Origin of the sequence: Stenotrophomonas mori (assembly GCF_023556335.1) — a bacterium.
Lineage (GTDB): Bacteria > Pseudomonadota > Gammaproteobacteria > Xanthomonadales > Xanthomonadaceae > Stenotrophomonas > Stenotrophomonas mori.
The window spans coordinates 256,029-274,107 of sequence record NZ_JAIKTS010000002.1 but is presented as its reverse complement, the minus strand read 5'-3'; the positions used below and the strand labels follow the sequence as shown (position 1 = coordinate 274,107).

Sequence of the window (18,079 nt, the reverse complement as noted above, 5' to 3'; positions counted from 1 at the left end):
AGATCCGCCTGCTCAGCACACCGGGCTGAGCAGGCGGACCAGCTGCGCCCGATGGCCGACATCGAGCTTGCGGTAGATCGCACTGATCTGGCTTTCGATGGTCTTGCGCGAGCGCCCCAGGTGGTTGGCGATCTCCTCGTTGCGCAGCCCCTGCACCACCAGTTCCGCGACCCGCCGTTCGCTGGGCGACAGCTTGACCCAGGCCTTGGGCCCGCGCAGTGCGGTGGACGCCGGCGAGCGGGCGATCCGCAGCAGGTACATCGGCTGCCCGGGGTGCACCAGCAGCTGGCCCTCCAGGGTGATGTGCAGCTCCATGTCCGGCTGGCTGGGATGGCGCAGCTGCAGGCCGCTGTCGATGCCCTGCTCGTTGGCGTGGGTCAGCCAGGTATGCAGCGGCACCGCGATCGCCTCCGGCAGCACCTCGTGGCGGTCGTCGAAATTGAGCCACTCCCCGCACAGCTGGCGGAGCGCCGGCGAGAAGCTGATCGGGTGCAGCTCGTGGTCCAGGATGATGTCCGGCAGCACCTGCCGTTCGAGCAGCGACTGGAACAGCGTGCGGCGCTCGTTCTGCAGCGAGTGCACCCGCTGCAGCCCCGCGCCCATCAACTGGTGCAGTTCGCCGAGGAAACTGTTCTGCAGCTCGTTGAGCCGTTCATGGCCTAGGCGCATGCGGATGCTGAGCACCGCGTCCAGCGCATCGTCGCGCCAGAACGCCAGGTGGATGAATTCCTCCCAGCCCGGCGCCGGGTTCTGCGCCTGCAGGCGCTGGTGCGCGCCGGCATCGTCGGAGGCGATCTGCGACAGCGTGTACCAGTGGATGCGCGGGTTCTTGGCAAGGTAGGGCGCGGCCACGTCCAGGCTGCGCGCCGGCAGTTCGCTGCCTTCGGGCATCTCGCCGAGGAAGTGCAGGCCCTTCTGCGGCAGGTAGCCATGGTGGATGTCGTACATCAGCGTGCACGAATGGCAGGGCAGGAAGTAGCTGATCAGGTCGACACACGCGTTCCACAGCGAGTGCATGTCCAGCGCCTTGAGGGCCTCGGCCCGCGCCTCGAGAGGGTTGGGACCGAAGCCGATCGGAATGTCCCGTTCGCGTACCAACATGGTATGGCGTTCCCTACGGTGAAGAATGCGATGGCGATGTGCTGTGACAGACGATGCAATACCGCCCGGCGATCATCAAGAGGGGTGCGGGCGGGCTGCCGGGGCATTCAGCACCCGCGGCGATCGCACGGATCGTCCAGTGTGGGCGGATGCGCGGGCCGCGGCCAGTGCGGGCACGGCATCGGTTTCAGCGGAAAGGATCGCCCGCGCCGGAAACGGGCGTGGGGCGTGGCGGCCGGGGGAACGGCCTGCTGCCGCGGTCGGCGGCGAGGGGGCAAAAGAACCGCGGCCGGACCATGACGGTCCGGCCGCGGAGATACCGGAAGGGGGAGAGAGCAACCGGTATCCGAACCCGGGGTGTGGTCAGTAGGCGGTGACCGGCAGCGGCTGGGCCAGCGCGGCGGCGGCGGCATCGCAGCCGGCCGGCGGGGTGCTGCCGGTGGCCTGACGGGCGGCGGCCAGTTCGGAGCGCGCCGCGTCCATGTCCTGGCGGAACCGCGGGTCGCCGTGCAGGCGCGCGACCACCGCCGAGCCCATGAAGCGGCCGGACAGCACGTCGCTGTGCCAGTGCACGTTGCAGACCAGGCGGCTCTCGCCGTAACTGCGGCCGCGGGCCAGGATCGCATCGCTGCGGTCCGGCGCCAGTTCGGCCAGGATCAGCGCCCAGGCCCAGCCGATCGAGGTGTGGCCCGACGGGTACGAGCCGTTCTGCGCGAGGCCGGCTTCCTTGTCCGGGGTGCAGGTGGCCTCGCCGTTGGCCACGAACGGGCGGGTGCGGTTGTAGCGGTCCTTGGCGGCGTCGCTGACCACCGCGGCATCGGTACGGGTACGCCGCAGCAGGCCGTACAGGCGCGGCGTGGTGGCCTCGTCGATGCGGCTGCCGATCGCACAGGCGAAGATCGAGGCGGCTTCCGGGAACTGCAGGTTGGCGTCGGCGATGGCCTGCTGCCAGCGCGGCGAGCCGCGCAGCGCGCGGGCCTGGTTGACCTGTTCGTCCAGCGCGAACGCGGCCGATCCGGGGGCCGGCGGCGGCGGTAGCAGGGCGATGCTGTCCGGCAGCTGCGCGGTCTCCAGGTAGCCGCGGGCGACCCCGGGACGGATCTCGGGAACCGCATCGCGGGCCGTGGCCGCGGGCGTGGCGCAGGCACTGGCCAACAGGCACAGGCCGGTGGCGAGCAGGGGGACGAGCGGTGAGCGCAGCAGGGTCATGGCAGTCCTCTCAGGCGAGTCGCGCGGCGATGTGCCGCCGCAGGGTGTTCAGGTCCTGGGCGAAGGCGTCGATGCCGGCGGCCAGCTTCTCGGTGGCCATCGGGTCGGCGGCCAGGTCGGCATCGAAGCGGGCTTGGTCGATGGGCGCCACGCTCACCGCTTCGGCGGCGCCGGGCACCAGCTTGCGCGGCAGCTCGCCGAAGTCGGCATCGAGCTTCTCCAGCAGGTCCGGGGAGATGGTCAGGCGGTCGCAGCCGGCCAGCGCCTCGATCTGCGCGGTGGAGCGGAACGAGGCGCCCATCACCACCGTGGCCGAGCCGCGGCGCTTGAACTCGGCATACACGCCACGCACGAACACCACGCCCGGGTCGGCGTCGATGCTGGCCGGCGCCTGGCCGTTGGCCACGTACCAGTCGAGGATGCGGCCGACGAACGGCGAGATCAGGAACGCGCCGGCTTCCGAGCAGGCCAGGGCCTGGGTCGGGTTGAAGATCAGGGTCAGGTTGCAGTCGATGCCCTCGGCCTGCAGCACGCGGGTGGCCTGCACGCCGGCCCAGGTGGCGGCGATCTTGATCAGCACCTTGTCGCGCGGCACGCCGGCCGCCTCGTACAGGGCGATGAACTGGCGGGCCTTGGCGATGGTCGCGGCGCTGTCGTGGGCCTGGTCGGCATCGACCTCGGTGGAGACGCGCCCCGGGACCAGCCCGGCCAGCATCGCGCCCACGCCGATGGTCAGGCGGTCGACCACGGCCCGGGCGACATCGTCGCGGTCGCCGGGCTGGGCCCGGCCCCACTGCAGCTCGCGCTCGATCAGGCCGGCATAGACCGGCAGGTCGAGGGCCTTCTTCACCAGCGTCGGGTTGGTGGTGCAGTCCACCGGGCGCAGGCGCCGGATGGCCTCGTAGTCGCCGGTGTCGGCGACCACCACGGACAGGCCACGCAGTCGGGCGAGCTTGGACAGGGGGGGCATGCGGTCCTCCGGGTCAGGGGCCGTCGCCGGCCGCGGCGGCGGCCACGGCATCGGTGTCCTGGTCGAACACCGGGGCGGCGAAGGGCTGTGGGCCGGGCGTGCGCCCGAACACGATGGGGCGGGCGATGCCGCGGTAGCTGCCCAGCAAGGGGTGGGCCAGGGTGGCGATCATGTCCTCGGCCTGCACCTGCGGGTGGGCGAACATGTCTTCCACCTTGCGCGCCGCGGCGCAGGGCACGTCCTCGCCGAACAGCGCCTCCCACTCCAGCGCACTGCGTGCGGCCAGCGCGGCATGCAGCCGCGCCAGCAGTTCGGCCGAATGCTCGGCCCGCTTGCGCACGCTGTCGTAGCGCGGGTCGCCGGCCAGCTCGGCCAGGCCGGTCTTCTCGCACAGCGCGGTCCAGAAGTGCGGCGTGTTGGCCGAGATGTACAGCCAGCCGTCGGCGGTGGGGTGGATGCCGGTGACGCCTCCCGAGCGCATGTCGCGGCCCACGCCTTCCGGCTCGCCCTCGGCCCAGATCATCCGCGCCGACTGCATGGTCAGCGCGCTGCGCAGCAGCGACACGCCGACGTACTGGCCCTCGCCGCTGCGCTCGCGCTCGAACAGCGCCGAGGACACGCCGGCGGCCACCAGCGCCGCCGCGTAGTAGTCCACCACCGAGCCGTACAGGATCTCCGGCGCGCCGCCGGGCTTGCCCTGCATCGCGCACATGCCGGTCATGGTCTGCAGCACCTGGTCGTAGCCGGCCTTGTCGCGCAACGGACCGCTCTCGCCGTAGCCGGTGACGGCGCAGTACACCAGCCGCGGGTTGATCCGGTTCAGGCTCTCGAAGTCGATGCCCAGCCGCGCCGGCACCCCGGGGCGGAAGTTGTGCACCAGCACGTCGGCGCCGCGCACCAGCCGCATCAGCAGCGCGCGCTGGTCGGCCTGCTTCAGGTCCAGCACCACGCCGCGCTTGGAGCGGTTGACGCCGAGGAAGGCGCGGCTTTCCGCTTCCAGGGTGGACGGGTACTTGCGCAGGTTGTCGCCGCTCGGCGGCTCCACCTTGATCACCTCGGCACCCTGGTCGGCCAGCAGCGTGCAGCCGTAGGGCCCGGCGATGTAGGCACTGAGGTCGAGCACGCGCACGCCGCTGAGCGGGCCGGGGGCCCCGTCGCGGCGGGCGATATCGAAGGGAGAAGGGGGGTGGCTTCCTGACATGGGGTGCGCTCGATTCCTTGTCTGCAGTTTCCTCCGCGCCTCCGGGAAGAAACATAGCGTGCGGGTACTTTCAGCGAGGACCTAAAACGCTGAATGGGAGATGCGGGCGGTCACGGCCGGGGGGCCAGCGACAGCCAGGTCAGGCGCCAGGCGCCATGCTCACGGCCACCGCAGCGGTAGTACGGTTCGAACACCAGCGGCGCGCGGCAGTCCAGGCGCATCGTCACCGCCGCGCCCTCGCCGTGGTCCGGGCCGACCTGCAGCCACGTGGCCGGATCGCCGGCCGGCAGCCGCACCGTCTCGTCGGTCTTGAAGCCGTCGATCAGCGGCGTGGCGTAGACCAGCGGGCCGTAGCTGAGGCCCACGTACTCCCAACGCAGCACTTCCTGCGCCACCGGCGACCCGTCCGGGGCGCGCGATTCCTGCACGTTGACGTTGGCGGCATGGTGCAGCCGTGGCCGCATCGGCAGCTGCAGGATGACCTGGTCGCCGTCCGTCCATTCGCGGAGGACCTGCACGAAGCCGTCCTCGCCGGCCTGCACCGGCACCTCGGTGCCGTTGACCCGGATGCGCGCTTCCTCGGCCCAGGCCGGGATCCGCAGGCCCACGCTGAACGTGGCGCTGCGCGCGGGCGACACGTGCAGGGTCACCTGCCCGTCGAACGGATAGCGGGTCTGCTGCCGCAGCACCACCTCGCCGGCGCCGGCATGGGGCAGCGTGGCCTCGCCGGCGCCGTACAGGTTGACCCGCAGGCCACCGTCGGCGGCGACGCCGTAGGCGACCTGCGGCAGTTCCTCCACCGCCATCGCGCCGGAGGACTTGCAGCAGCGCCAGTAGGTGGTGTGCACGCGCTTGCCGTTGGGGAAGGTGTAGTAGCACCAGTCCTCGCCGTTGGGTGCCATCGCCGCCAGCAGGTCGTTGTAGGCGGTGCGCTCCAGTTCCCCGGCATAGCGCGCGTGGCCGGTGATGGCCAGCAGCTCGCGGTTGAGCTGCATCCACGCCAGCACCGAGCAGGTCTCGACATAGGCCTGCGGGAAGAAGCTGCCGGGCGCGTTGAACACCTCGCGCGAGCGGTGCGCGACGCCGCCCCACGGGCCGCCGCCCAGGGTCAGGTGGCGCTCGCGGATGCTGTTCCACAGGGTGTCCACGGCCTGCCGGTAGTCGGCCTTGCCGGTGGCCTTGTAGAGCTTGGCCAGGCCGACCAGGTTCCATGACAGCTGGTAGGCCTTGCCGGTGGCGATGAACGCGGCGTCCTCGCCGGCCAGCGCCTGGTCGAGCAGGGCCAGGCGCGGATTGGCGTTGGCCTGCCGCAGGATGGTCTCGGCCAGCGCCAGGTAGCGCGGCTCGCCGGTGGCCAGGTACAGGTCGGCGGCCGGATCCAGCAGCACCGTGGCCGACATGCCGTGGTGGTTGCCCAGGGTGGTGATGTCGATGCCGGCGTCCAGCGCCTGCCAGCACAGGTCGGCGATGCGCCGTGCGGCCTGCAGGTAGCGGTCCTCGCCCAGCGCCCGCCAGGTCTCCAGGAAACCGAGGATCAGGTAGCTGTGGGTCCAGATGTCCCAGGTGCGCAGCGCCGGTTCGCCGTTCCAGCTCTCCGGTCTTGGCGGCTGCGGCACGGTGAAGCGGCGGTCGGCGGCGTAGTTGCCGAGGTAGCCGTCGTCGTCCTGCTGGCTGATCAGCCAGTCGGCGACGCGGCGCAGGTTCGCCTCCAGTTCCGCCTGGCCGCCCTGGGCCACGGCACGCGCCGTGGCCGAGAGCCATTTGCCGGCGTGTTCGCCGTACCAGTCGCCTTCCTGGTTCTGCTGCTTGTGGGCCTGGCCGAAGATGCTGATCGACGGGCTGTCCTCGTCGACGATGAAGTGGCTCAGGCGGCCGCCGCGGTTGGCCGCGAGCATCTGCCCGAACACGCCGTCGAGGCGTACCGCCGCCGGGGCGACCAGCAGCTGACCGCTGGCGATGGCCGCGGTCATGCCGCGTCCACCACGCAGCGGAAACCGAGCATGCCGCTGCGGTCCTTGGCCGGCGCCATCAGCAGGTACTTGCCGTGCTGGTCCAGGCGGTAGGCCTGCGGGAAGTACCAGTGCGAGGTCTGCGGCTGGTAGCTGGAGCCGCCGCGCAGGATCGCCGCGCGGGTATGCGCGTCGAAGTGCTCGTCGGTCCACTGCCAGACGTTGCCGACCAGGTCCTCCACGCCGAACGGGCTGGCGCCCCGCGGGTGCGCATCGACGTCGTCGGGCGCGAGCACGCGGCGGCCGCGGTTCACGCGCGGCACCCGGGTTTCGTCCCAGTCGTCGCCCCAGGGATACAGGCGGCCGTCGCCACCCTGCGCGGCGTACTGCCATTCCCATTCGTGCGGCAGGCGCTTGCCGGCCCAGGCGGCATAGGCGCGGGCGTCCTCCAGCGATACCCAGACCACCGGCTTGTTGTCCCAGCCGGTGCGCGGCGCGCCGTCCACCCAGTGGGCGAGGAAGTTGATGTCGTCGTCCGGCCGGTAGCCGGTGGCGTCGATGAAGGCCTTGAACTGCGCGTTGGTGACCGGATGGCGGTCGATATGGAACGCGGCCATCTGCATCCGCTTGCGGTGGTGCCGGCGCGGGCAGTCCTCCCAGGGGAACTGCACGTCCTGCCCGGCCCAGTTGAAGCCTTCGATCTCGATGCCGCCGACGGCGAACACGAATTCGCCGGCCGGAACGGTGACCATGCCGGCCGGGGCGCTGGCCTGCGGTGCGGTGGCGGGGATCGCGCGCAGCTGCTGCGGCGAGGCCTTCCAGGCGGCGGAGAAGCTGTTGAGCGGCCGCTCGGCGCGTGCGGCGGCCGCGGCGAGGAAGCCGTTCAGGCTGTCGACCGCGACGCCGGGCTGCACGCTCAGTACCGCGCCGAAGCCGCGCGCTTCCATCGGCAGTTCGATGATGGCCAGGCCGTCGCGCACCACCGGCGTCAGCGGCACGCCGTGCCACACGTCGTAGTAGCGCGTGCCATCCACATGCGGCAGGCCGATCTGCTCGCCGTCGACCGCGTATTCGTTGCGGTTGACGAAGGTGTGCAGGCACAGGCCGTCAGCCGGGAACCGGCTGGCGAAGATGCCGCCCTGGTAGCAGACCTGGTACGGCTCCCAGTCCATCGACACTACCAGCTGCGGGAACTGGCGGTAGATCGCGGCGATGCGGCGCAGGGCTTCGCCATCGCGCGCGGTGAACGGGTTCCAGATGCCCCAGATGTTCTCCCAGGCGTTGTAGCCGATGCCGTTGAAGAAGCAGTACTGCAGGTCGTGGTTGCGGTTGCGGCCCCAGCGGTTCTCGTAGTTGACCATGTGGCGCGGCTCCAGCCACTTCCACTTGGAGACCGGCGGCACCGGGCCGTCCGGCGCCTTCTTGCCCCAGCTCTGCACGTTCCAGATCAGCTGCTCTTCCGAGCTGATGGTGGACTCGGGCTGCACCACCACCGGGTTGCCGTTGGCGTCGCAGGCGTCGAAGAACGCGCGCGGCACGCCGTTGAAGGTGTCGCCGTTGATGCCGTCGGCGCCGGTCGCCTTGATGATCTGCGCCATGCCGTCCCAGTGCGTCACGCCCGGATCGCGGGTGCCGTGGTCCCACGGCTTGGCCGGCAGGAACACCCGCACGCCGCGCTTCTGGAACGCCTGCACCGCGGTCTTCAGCCCGTCCAGGCCGCCGGGCAGGGTGTGGGCCAGGTCGAACTGGTTGCGGTCGTCGATGCCGATGTTCGGGTAGATGTACCAGATCAGCACCGAGTCGATGCCGCCGAAGCGTTCGATCAGGTCGTCCAGGTACTTGTCGACGGTGTACTGCGCGGTCTCGACGTCGAAGAAATAGCGGTCCTCGACCATCATCTGTGCGTGCACGAAGTTGCGCTGCGCCCACTGCAGTTCCGGGCGCCGGTAGTTCACGTCGGTGTAGCCGATGCGCACCAGGTGTTCGCGGCGCCAGTCCTTGAGCTCGGTCAGCCAGTCCGCGGCGCTGGCGTTGGCGTCGATCATCCAGCTGCCGATGTCGGCGAACGGCCATGCCGGTGCCTTGCCCGGGGTGGGCAGGTAGCGGCCGGTGGTGACGTGCGAGAACTTGTATTCGGTGCGGATCGCCTCGCGCCCGCGGTCGGCGGCTTCGTTGTCGTAGTCGGGCGTGGTGTAGGGCGTGGTCATGGCATTCATCCAACAGGGAACACAGGGGTTACAGCGCACACCACGCCGCGAGTGCGGCATGGGCGTGGGCATCGGGAACACGGGCGGGGTCGGCCAGCAGCGCGGCGACCTCGGCATGGGTGGGAATGCTGGACTGCGCGCCGAGCCGGGTGCAGGCCAGCGCGGAGGCGGCGCTGGCGGCGAGCAGGGCGTGCTGCAGGCCGTCGCCGCGCGCCAGTGCCGCCACCAGGGTGCCGCAGAACGTGTCGCCGGCGGCGGTGGTGTCGACCGGCGCGACCGCAAACGCCGGCTGCAGCAGCGTGCGGCCCGCGCAGCGGGCCAGGCTGCCGCGCGCGCCGAGGGTGACGATCACGCAGGGCACGTCCAGCCGCGCCAGGCCGGTGGCCAGGTCCGGCGGCTGCCCGGCGACCACGTCCAGCTCGCCTTCGTTGACGATCAGCAGGTCCAGCTGTGCCAGCAGCGCGGCCGGTAGCGGCTGCGCCGGCGCGGCGTTGAGCGCCACCCTGACCCCGGCCGCGTGTGCCGCGCGCGCATGCGCGAGCACCGTGTCCAGCGGGGTTTCCAGCTGCAGCAGCAGCCACTGCACGCCGTCCAGCGCGGGCAGGTGCCCGGCCTCCAGCGCGGTGTTGGCGCCAGGCGCGACGGTGATCGCGTTCTCGGCATCGTCGGACAGGCAGATGAAGGCGGTGCCGGTCGGCAGCCCGGTCTCACGCACCGTGTGCAGCTGCACGCCGGCCCCGTGCAGCGAGGCCTCGATGGGGCGGGCGAAATCATCGTCGCCCAGCGCCAGCAGCATGCGCGTGGCGGCGCCGCCGGCGCGCGCGCAGGCCACCGCCTGGTTGGCGCCCTTGCCGCCCGGGAAGGTGCGGAAGTCCCGGCCGAGCACGGTTTCCCCGGGCGCCGGCACATGCGCCGCGCGGACCACGAAGTCGAGGTTGGCCGAACCGGCGACAAGCACAGTGGAGGTCATGGGAGGGCCTGGTAGACGAGGGTGTAGAACGGGGTGGCCGGGGAGGGCAGGCGGACGCCGTCGCCGGGCAGGTACTGCATCAGCAGGATCGCCACCAGCTTCTCGCGGCGGTCGATGGTGAAATAGGTGGAGGCCGCGCCGGACCAGCCGAACTGGCCGACGCTGCCCAGCCGCCCGCGTGCGGCCGGGTCGGTGACGACGTAGCCGCCGAGGCCGAAGCCCTCGCCCCGGGTGGCGCCGGCGATCGCCGGTTCGAAGCCGCCGAGCTGGTCGGCCATCATCAGTTCGACGGTCCGGCGCGAGAGCAGCCGGACGCCGCCCTCCTCGCCGTCGTTGAGCAGCATGCGCGCGAACGCCAGGTAGTCGGCGGCGGTGGAATACAGGCCGCCGGCGCCGCTGTCGTAGCCCTTCAGGCGCACGCCGGGGGTGCGCGCGCTGGCGGTGTCGGCCAGCCGCAGGCGGCCCGCGGCATCGCCGGTGGGCAGCGCGACCACGCGGCCGCGCTGGGCCATGGGCACCTCGAAGCCGGTGTCGTGCATCGCCAGCGGATCGAAGACGCGCTGCTGCAGGAAGCGTGCGAACGGCTGCCCGGCGACGACCTCCACCACCCGCGCCAGCAGCTCGGTGTTGGCGCCTTCGTAGTGGAAGTGGGTGCCCGGCGCATCGGCCAGCGGCACCGTGGCCAGGCGTGCGGCGACGTCCTCCAGCGAGGTGGCGCTGTCCACGTCCGCGCGCGCCAGCAGCGCGGACGCGAGCGGGTGGGTGTCGCTGTCGGCGGCCAGGCCGCTGGTGTGCGTGAGCAGGTGGCGGAGGGTGAGCGGGCGCGGCGACGGTACCAGCCGCGGGTGGTCCAGGTCGCCGCCGACGACCTGCCGGCGGTCGGCGAAGTCGGGAAGGAAGCGCGACAGCGGGTCGTCCAGCGACAGCCTGCCCTCCTCCAGCAGCATCAGCACCGCGACCGACGTGACCGGCTTGGTCATCGAGTAGATGCGGAAGATGGCGTCGTCGTGCAGCGGGCGGCTGCGCGCCGGGTCGGCATGCCCCCAGTGGCCCTGGAACACGGGGCGCCCGGCGACCTCCACCCGCGCCACCGCGCCCGGATAGCCGTCGGCTCCGGTGGCCTGCTGCAGGAAGGCATCCAGCCGCTGCCAGCGCGCCGGTCCGGCGGGGGCGGCACCGGCGTTGGCGGCGAGCACCGCCAGCAGTGCGGCCGGCAGCCAGCGCGCGATGCGGCGCGGCAGGGGGGCGATGGCGTTGGCGGTGCGGTGCATGCGGGTGTCCGGTGTCGCCGGCGCGGGCCGGTCCGTTCGGAAGGGGCGCGATGCGCTGCGTCGCTGGACGGCGCATCCCGGGGACCAGCCTAGACGGCGGGCGCCACGGCGCAAAGGGAAGCCTGCTTGCTTCAGGCCACAGCAATGCTGGGGTGATGGCGCGTCCGGGGGCGGGCGCGCGGGCAAAAGAAAGCGGCGCCCCGGTAGCCGGGACGCCGCTCGGGAGCGGGTACGACGGTCAGAACGCGATGCTGTGGGAGAGCGAGATCACCCGGCCGCGGCCGGCCATCCAGTCGTCGTTGGCATTGCTGGCCTCGGAGGTGGTCAGGATGTACTGCTTGTTGAGCAGGTTCTCCAGGCCCAGGGTCAGCTTGCCGAAGCGGCCGGTGTCGTAGTTCACGCTCAGGTCCAGCAGGGTGCGCCCCGAGGTGTGCTCGGCGCCGCTGCGGCCGCGGTTGATGGTGCGCGAGAGCAGGGTGGTGGTCCCCAGGTTCAGGTCGGCCTGCTCGGCGAAGCGCCAGAACATGTTCAGGCCGATCTTGTCCGGGCTGACGTCGTTGGCGCCCATGCGCTTGTCCAGCGGACCGTTCTTTGTGAACCAGGTCTTGCCGACGATGTGCGAGTACAGCGCGCTGAGCTTGAGGTCGTCGCTGAAGTCGTAGCTGCCGGTCAGCTCGATGCCGTTGATGCGCACCGGGCCGCGGTTCATGACGAAGTCGCCGGTGACCGGGTCGGTGCTCAGCGACACGCCGAGTTCGGAGTAGCTGCGGTAGTACGAGGCACTCGCCGAGGCGTTGCCGCCGCGCCAGTTGAAGCCGATCTCCTTGTTCTCGACGATGATCGGCTGCAGGTCGAGGATGCCGTCGACCTTGTAGCCGGGCTGGTTGATGTTGCGCAGCGGGATGCCGACGTTGGGCAGGCTGAAGCCTTCGGAGTAGGAGGCGTACGCCGACAGGCCGTCGGTGAAGCGGTACACCAGGCCGGCGTTGGGCAGGGTCTCGCGGTACTTCAGGGTGCCGCCCTGCACGTCCACGCGGTTGTTGTAGTAGGTGGTGGTGTAGCTGTCCACGTGCAGCTCGCCGCTTTCACGGCGCACGCCGCCGCTCAGGGTGAGGTTGCCGACGTCCCAGCTGAGCTGGGTGTAGGGCGCGGTGGAGGTGTACTCCATCGGCGGCACCCAGACGCGGTTGGTCAGCGCCAGGCGCTGGTCGGTGGTGTCCTTGACGTGGTCCACGCCCACGCGCAGTTCCAGGCCGTCGACGTTGAACAGCTCGCCGCGGGTCCAGGAGGCGCGTGCGCCCTTCTTTTCCGAGTTGACCTCGGACTGGTCGATCAGGGTGCCGAGCGGGGCCAGCAGCGGGTCCTGGCGGTCGGCGCCGTCCTCGGCCGGGTAGCGCATGTGCTGGTCGGCGCGGTAGGCGTCGGCCAGCAGGGTGCCGCCGAAGAAGTCGGAGTGGCTGTAGGACAGCGCCACCTGGTTGAAGTCGTTGAACTCGGTCTTGGCGCCCAGCGGGGTGCCGTGGATCGAGGTCGAGGTGACGTTGTTGGCGCGGTCGCCGATCACGCCGGTGTAGTTGCCCTTGCCGGTCAGGTTGAAACGGCTCACCGACACCTGCAGGCGCTGCATGTCGGCTTCGCCGAAGTTGGTGCCCAGCTTGATGAACAGGTTCTTCGACTCGGAGTCGTTGATGGTGCCCGAACCGCGCATGCCGATCTTGCGGCCGTTGCCGTCGTAGGCCATGCCGCGCTCGACGAACGAGGTCGCCAGCAGCAGGTCGTAGGCGTCTTCCTTGTGGCCGAAGGTCACGCCGACCTTCCAGCCGTCGCTGTCGTCGCGGCCCTGGGTGCTCCAGCGGGTATCGACGCGGGTGTGGCTGCCTTCCTCGGGGGTCTTGGAGATGTAGTTGATGATGCCGCCGGCGGCGCCGACGCCTTCGGCCGCGGACGGGCCGTTGACGACCTCGATGCGGCCGATCACGCCCAGGTCGGTGAAGCTGCCGGCGCGGTTGGTCTCGCGCAGCGGCGAGGTCTGCGGAATGCCGTCGAACAGGCGCAGGGCGATGCGGCCGCGCAGGGTCTCGCCGGAGTTGGTCAGTGCCTGGGTGGACTCGGAGTAGCCGGGGATGGTGCGCGCGAGCACCGCGGTGGCGTCCTCGGTTAGGCTCAGCGAGTTCTGCACTTCCTGCAGGCTGACGATGCTGACGGCGCCGGGGATGCGGTCCACGGCCTTGGGCGCGCGGGTGCCGGTGACGATCACGTTGTCCAGGTTGACCGCGTCGGCGTTGTCCTGCGCGGTGGCGGCCAGGCTGGTGGCGGTCAGCGCGATGCCGATGGCCAGCGACAGGCGGGCGCGTGTCGATCCGACGCGGGCTGCATCGATGGGCTTGCTCATGGTTTTCTCTCCCCCCGAGTGGATTGCGGCGTCGAAGACCGGGGAGTCGTCAGCACCGGGAAACAGGTCCGGGCGCGGGCCCGTCGCGCCGGCGCGGGTGGGCCGACCCTCTACGGGGTCTGGCCACGCCCTGGCCGGTCATGGGCGAAGACTAGGGGCGGCTTGATGACGATAGAAGCGCGGATTCGTATGTTCACTGCCTAGCTTTTGTTGAGGGTGCCGGCACCGCACCCCGCCGCGCGCGTGTTCAGCCGCGGCGCGGCAGCAGCTCCGCGCGGCTTTCCTCCAGCAGCGCGTTGACCTGGCGCAGGCGCACCGACGCGCGCGACCATACCAGGCCGATGCGGCGCGGCTCGCTGGGTTCGGGCAGCGGCAACCGGGCCACCGCCAGCCCCTCCGGCCATGGCCGTGCCCAGTCCGGCACCAGCGACACGCCGAGCCCGCGGTCGACCATCACCGCGATGGCGTTGAGGGCGTTGAGCTCGAAGCGCTCGCGCGGGACGATGCCGGCCCGGCGCAGGTACTCGTCGGCCTGGCGCCCGCCCCATTCGTGGCGGTCGTAGCGGACCAGCGGCTGCTCGCGCAGCAGCTGGTGCGGGTCGGCCCCGGCCAGCCGTGCCGGCGCCAGCACCACCAGCGGCTCTTCGCGCAGCAGCTGCCAGTCGCAGGTCTTGGGCAGCGCGAACGGTGCCTGCAGCACCATCGCCGCATCCAGGTCGCCGGACTCCACCGCACCGTACAGGTCGGCCGAATAGCCGGGCTTGATGAAGACGTTGATCTCGGGGAACTTGGCCACCATCCGCGCCAGGATGTCCGGCAGCAGGCCGCCCAGCGCGGTCGGGCACGCGCCCAGGCGCAGTTCGCCGGCCATGCCGCTCTCGTTGGCCACGCTGCGCAGGTCGGCCACGCCGCGCAGCAGGTCGCGGGCGCGCTGCAGGATGCGGGTGCCTTCCTCGGTGACGCTGACGGTGCGCCCGGCACGGGCGATCAGCGGCACCCCCAGCTCGCGTTCGAGCGTGCGGATCTGCTGGGCCACGGCGGCCGGGGTGATGTGCAGCGAACGCGCGGCCGCGGCCATCGAGCCGCGGTCGACGACGGTCACGAACGTGTTGAGGAACTGGGTTTCCACTGCGTGGGCCTCCGGGGTCGGGGCAACGCTACAGGACGGCATGGCCGCCGGCATCCAACCAACGTCATGGTCGTCGCCGGCGCGCGCTTTCCGTTCATGTTGCGTCCTGGCGGTAGATCGTCAGGCCCTTCAGCGAGCGCTCCGGGGTCGGGAAGCACAGGCTGGCCAGGTAGCCGATCACGATGCACAGCAGGATCGAGATGCCCAGGTAGAAGTACGGGTGCACCAGGTCGAACGACCAGGCCAGCAGGGTCAGCGCGATGCTGCCGCCGATGCCGATGGCCACCCCGGGGGAGTTGGCGCGGCGGGTGAACATGCCCAGGGTGTAGGCGCCGGCGAATCCGCCGCCGAGCAGCCCGGCCAGCTCGATCGAGACGTCGAACAGCGAGTGGATGTCGTAGCGCGAGAGCACCAGCGCCAGGCCCATGCCGACCAGCCCGACGACCACGGTCATGATCTCGGCGAAGCGCACGCTGCCGCGCTCGGTGGGGTTCCTGGCCAGCTTGTCGTAGAAGTCCACCGACAGCAGGGTCGCCACGCTGTTGATGATGCTCGACAGGGTGGACATGGCCGCGGCGAAGATGCCGGCGATGATCAGCCCGGTCACGCCCGGCGGCAGCTCGGCGGCGATGAACAGCGGGAAGGTGGCGTCGATCGGCAGCAGCGGGTCCAGCCGGCCCGGGTTGTGCTTGTAGTACATCCACAGCGCGGTGCCGATGCTGTAGAAGATGAAGCCGCCGGGGATCATGATCGCCGCGAAGATCCAGATCGAGCGGCCGGCCTCCTTGTCCGACTTGGTCGCCAGCGTGCGCTGCATCAGCACCTGGTCCTTGGGGAAGGTCAGCACCACGTCGAACACCACCAGGAAGATGAAGCCCCACACGGTGGCCTTGGTCAGGTCGAAGCTGAAGTCCAGCAGCTTGGTCTTGTGCTCGGCCATCGCCGCTTCGCGGATGCCGTCGAAATCGGCGCCCAGCGTCCAGACGATGAAGCCGATGGCGAAGATCGCCCCGCCCATCTTCACGAACACCTGCACGAAATCGGTCCAGACCACCGCGCGCATGCCGCCCATCACCGTGTAGATGATGCTGAACACGCCCATGATCAGGACGCTCCAGACCACGTCGATGCCGGTGATGGTGGCGATCGCCAGCGCCGGCAGGAACAGGATCACGCTCAGCCGGCTGCCGATCTGCATGGCGATGGCCAGCGCGCTGGCGAGCATGCGGATGGCCGGGTGGAAGCGGGTCTCCAGGTAGGAGAACACGCTCATCAGGTCCAGGCGCCGCAGCAGCGGCACGATCCACACCGCCACGAACATCAGGCCCAGCACCGCCACCAGGTTGTTGGTCAGGTACTGCCAGTTGGTCTCGTAGGCCTTGGCCGGGATGGCGATGAAGCTGATCGAGCTGGTGTTGGTGGCATACAGGCTGATGCCGGCGGCCCAGAAGGGAATGCTGCGGCCGCCGACGAAGAAGTCGGATTCCGAGGCGGTCTGGTCCTTCAGGTAGAAGTAGACGCCGATGCCGATCATGCCGATCAGGTAGAGGGCGATGACGCTCCAGTCCAGCCAGCCCAGCAGGTGCTTGCCGCCCTGCAGTTCGGCCCGGTGCACGCTGCCGTCGGTGCCGGCCCACAGCAGCCCGTTGCCGCGTGCGGCGACCGCCAGCGGCTCGCTCTGCAGCGTCGGGCCGTCGAGCGTGGCCCAGGCGCTGGTGATGGTATGGAAGCTGCGCAGGCGGGTGCCGTCGGCGCCGCGCACCAGCATCAGCAGGTGCGCCTGGCCGAGTGCCCGCAGCGAACCGGGCAGCACGTGGCCGTCCGGCGCCGGCGCTTCCTGCCAGCCCTGGTCGGCGGTCCAGCGCCACAGCGCGGTGCCGGCGGCGTTGCCGATCGCGGCATACAGGCCGCCCTTCTGGCCCTGCAGGGCGACCAGCGTGCCGTCGCCCGGCCACGCCGCGACGGCCTGCCAGCCGCTGCTCTCCACGCTCAGGGTGTGCCGGTAGAGCCGGGTCCGGCCGTCCTTGTCGGTGCCGGCCACGTACAGCACGTCGCCCAGCGCCGCGGCCTGGGCGTCGCCGAGCACGGCCGGCAGCGCCAGCGTGCGCCCCAGCGCCAGCGTGCGTCCCTGCAGCCGCGCGCCCTGCAGGCGGTCGCTGCGGTTGCCGGCGACGCCGCGGAGCAGCCAGGCCTGGCCGCCGGCGTTGACGGCCATGCGGATGTCATCGGTGCCGCTGGCCGGCGCCAGGGCCAGCGGCTCCCAGGCCGCGCCGTCGCCGTCGAGCAGCCAGCCGCGCCCGGCGGACAGCGCGACGTCGCGGCCATCGACCGCCAGCAGGCGCGGCTGGACGGCATCGGCCGGCAGCGGCGCCAGCGTGCCGGAGGCCACCGTGCTCAGGTTCTCCGCGGCGGCGGTGCCGCCCAGCGCCAGCAGCGCCGTCGCCGCGAACAGGCGCAGGCCGCGCAGCAGGCGTCGGGGCAGGGGGAGGGTGGACGCGGTGGCGGATGTCGGCATCGGGGAAGCTCGGCGGGAAGAGGGTCAGGAGGCCGTGCGTGCGCTGCCGGCCACCGTGGCCAGCAGCGCCTCGGCGCGGCGCAGGAAGGGCAGGTCGATCATGCGCCCTTCGAACAGGAACGCACCGCGGCCCAGGGCGTCGGCTGCCGCGGCGGCGGCGACGATGCGGCGGGCGTCCTCGAGCGTGGACTCGGGCACGTCGAACACGGCGTTGGCCAGCGTCACCTGGCAGGGGTGGATGCAGCTCTTGCCGATGAAGCCCAGCGCCTGCGCCATGCGCGCCTCGGCGCGGAAGCCGTCCGCGTCGCCGATGTCCGGGAACGCGCCGTCGCAGGCGAACACGCCGGCTTCGGCGGCGGCCATGCGCAGCGCGAACAGGGCGGCGTGGACGTTGTCGGCGGTGCGGGCGATGCCGTTGGGCGCGAACAGGTCGCCGAGCCCGAGCTGCAGGCCGGCCACCCGCGGGTGCGCGGCCGCCAGCCCGGCCGCCAGGCGCAGGCCGCGGGCGGTCTCGATGTTGAGCAGCAGGCCGATCGGGCGCGTGACGCCGTTGCCGGCCTCGGCGCGTTCCAGCGCGGCGGCGGCCTCACGGACCTGTGCCGCGGACTCGACCTTGGGCAGGTTGAGCAGCCACACCGACGGCCGGGCCAGTGCCGCCAGGTCGGCGGCGAAGTGCGGGCTCTCGGCGGCGTTGCTGCGTACGATCAGGCGCCGTCCGCTGGCAGCGACGTCGGCGCGCGCCAGGAAGGCGGCGACCGCGGCGCGCGCGGCGGCCTTGCCGGCTTCCGGGACCGAATCCTCCAGATCGAACGACAGGACATCGGCCGGGCCGGCCATCGCCTTGTCGAACAGCTCCGGCCGGGCACCGGGTACGAACAGCTTGCTACGCATGGTTTCCCCTCATCCTGCGGGGCAGTCTGCGCGAATAGGACCCCTGAAAAAGTGCGTTCCCGGACATTCATGCGATAGCGTTTGTTTGTAGTGGCAGCGCATAATCGGTCTGAAGCGCCGCCCTGTCGTGGAGCCGGTGGCCGCGGATGAGTGCGTCGCGCTGGATCGGCGGCCGCGTCCGCGCAGCTGTGGACACGGGCGGCCCGGCCGGGTGCACCGCTTCCGGTGGATGGGTGGTGGACGCCTGCCCGTATCGATGCGGCACTCGCGGCCG

General features: G+C 71.2%; 12 protein-coding genes. All 12 read right to left on the bottom strand.

What is annotated here, in order from left to right; all coding sequences use genetic code 11:
* Positions 1–12 precede the first annotated feature (12 nt).
* On the bottom strand, positions 13–1,101 hold the full coding sequence (locus K5L01_RS08840) for a helix-turn-helix transcriptional regulator (protein ID WP_250063972.1): 1,089 nt from the start codon (positions 1,099–1,101) through the stop codon (positions 13–15).
* Between the two features lie 363 nt (positions 1,102–1,464).
* Positions 1,465–2,310, bottom strand: a complete 846-nt coding sequence (locus K5L01_RS08835; protein WP_250063970.1) for an acid phosphatase — start codon at positions 2,308–2,310, stop codon at positions 1,465–1,467.
* 10 nt (positions 2,311–2,320) lie between these two features.
* Entirely contained in the window at positions 2,321–3,280 is a 960-nt protein-coding gene (locus K5L01_RS08830) for a transaldolase (protein WP_250063967.1), read from the bottom strand.
* Positions 3,281–3,293: 13 nt separating this feature from the next.
* Entirely contained in the window at positions 3,294–4,481 is a 1,188-nt protein-coding gene (locus tag K5L01_RS08825) for a CaiB/BaiF CoA transferase family protein (protein ID WP_250063965.1), read from the bottom strand.
* Positions 4,482–4,591: 110 nt separating this feature from the next.
* Positions 4,592–6,451: a glycoside hydrolase family 127 protein gene (locus tag K5L01_RS08820; protein WP_250063964.1), complete on the bottom strand. Its 1,860-nt coding sequence runs from the start codon at positions 6,449–6,451 to the stop codon at positions 4,592–4,594.
* Positions 6,448–8,637, bottom strand: coding sequence for a formylglycine-generating enzyme family protein (locus K5L01_RS08815; protein ID WP_250063961.1), 2,190 nt, complete (start codon positions 8,635–8,637; stop codon positions 6,448–6,450). The genes K5L01_RS08820 and K5L01_RS08815 overlap by 4 nt, the downstream gene beginning before the upstream one ends.
* Before the next feature lie 28 nt (positions 8,638–8,665).
* The gene (locus K5L01_RS08810; protein WP_250063959.1) at positions 8,666–9,607 is read right to left on the bottom strand and encodes a ribokinase; all 942 of its coding nucleotides are present in this window, start codon (positions 9,605–9,607) and stop codon (positions 8,666–8,668) included.
* The gene (locus K5L01_RS08805; protein ID WP_250063956.1) at positions 9,604–10,878 is read right to left on the bottom strand and encodes a serine hydrolase domain-containing protein; all 1,275 of its coding nucleotides are present in this window, start codon (positions 10,876–10,878) and stop codon (positions 9,604–9,606) included. The genes K5L01_RS08810 and K5L01_RS08805 overlap by 4 nt, the downstream gene beginning before the upstream one ends.
* A gap of 238 nt (positions 10,879–11,116) precedes the next feature.
* On the bottom strand, positions 11,117–13,270 hold the full coding sequence (locus K5L01_RS08800; protein ID WP_250063954.1) for a TonB-dependent receptor: 2,154 nt from the start codon (positions 13,268–13,270) through the stop codon (positions 11,117–11,119).
* 247 nt (positions 13,271–13,517) lie between these two features.
* A complete protein-coding gene (locus tag K5L01_RS08795; protein ID WP_250063952.1) occupies positions 13,518–14,399 on the bottom strand; it encodes a LysR family transcriptional regulator in 882 nt (293 codons plus the stop codon).
* A 94-nt stretch (positions 14,400–14,493) separates the two neighbouring features.
* On the bottom strand, positions 14,494–16,914 hold the full coding sequence (locus tag K5L01_RS08790) for a sodium:solute symporter (protein ID WP_250063950.1): 2,421 nt from the start codon (positions 16,912–16,914) through the stop codon (positions 14,494–14,496).
* 24 nt (positions 16,915–16,938) lie between these two features.
* Positions 16,939–17,805: an HpcH/HpaI aldolase/citrate lyase family protein gene (locus tag K5L01_RS08785; protein WP_250063949.1), complete on the bottom strand. Its 867-nt coding sequence runs from the start codon at positions 17,803–17,805 to the stop codon at positions 16,939–16,941.
* Between the last annotated feature and the right edge of the window lie 274 nt (positions 17,806–18,079).

What these genes read in the sequence shown, in the direction of transcription:
- K5L01_RS08805 (WP_250063956.1), bottom strand. Translation starts at nt 10,878, where the DNA reads ATGCACCGCACCGCCAACGCCATCGCCCCCCTGCCGCGCCGCATCGCG.
- K5L01_RS08820 (WP_250063964.1), bottom strand. Translation starts at nt 6,451, where the DNA reads ATGACCGCGGCCATCGCCAGCGGTCAGCTGCTGGTCGCCCCGGCGGCG.
- K5L01_RS08840 (WP_250063972.1), bottom strand. Translation starts at nt 1,101, where the DNA reads ATGTTGGTACGCGAACGGGACATTCCGATCGGCTTCGGTCCCAACCCT.
- K5L01_RS08815 (WP_250063961.1), bottom strand. Translation starts at nt 8,637, where the DNA reads ATGACCACGCCCTACACCACGCCCGACTACGACAACGAAGCCGCCGAC.
- K5L01_RS08835 (WP_250063970.1), bottom strand. Translation starts at nt 2,310, where the DNA reads ATGACCCTGCTGCGCTCACCGCTCGTCCCCCTGCTCGCCACCGGCCTG.
- K5L01_RS08830 (WP_250063967.1), bottom strand. Translation starts at nt 3,280, where the DNA reads ATGCCCCCCCTGTCCAAGCTCGCCCGACTGCGTGGCCTGTCCGTGGTG.
- K5L01_RS08825 (WP_250063965.1), bottom strand. Translation starts at nt 4,481, where the DNA reads ATGTCAGGAAGCCACCCCCCTTCTCCCTTCGATATCGCCCGCCGCGAC.
- K5L01_RS08785 (WP_250063949.1), bottom strand. Translation starts at nt 17,805, where the DNA reads ATGCGTAGCAAGCTGTTCGTACCCGGTGCCCGGCCGGAGCTGTTCGAC.
- K5L01_RS08790 (WP_250063950.1), bottom strand. Translation starts at nt 16,914, where the DNA reads ATGCCGACATCCGCCACCGCGTCCACCCTCCCCCTGCCCCGACGCCTG.
- K5L01_RS08810 (WP_250063959.1), bottom strand. Translation starts at nt 9,607, where the DNA reads ATGACCTCCACTGTGCTTGTCGCCGGTTCGGCCAACCTCGACTTCGTG.
- K5L01_RS08800 (WP_250063954.1), bottom strand. Translation starts at nt 13,270, where the DNA reads ATGAGCAAGCCCATCGATGCAGCCCGCGTCGGATCGACACGCGCCCGC.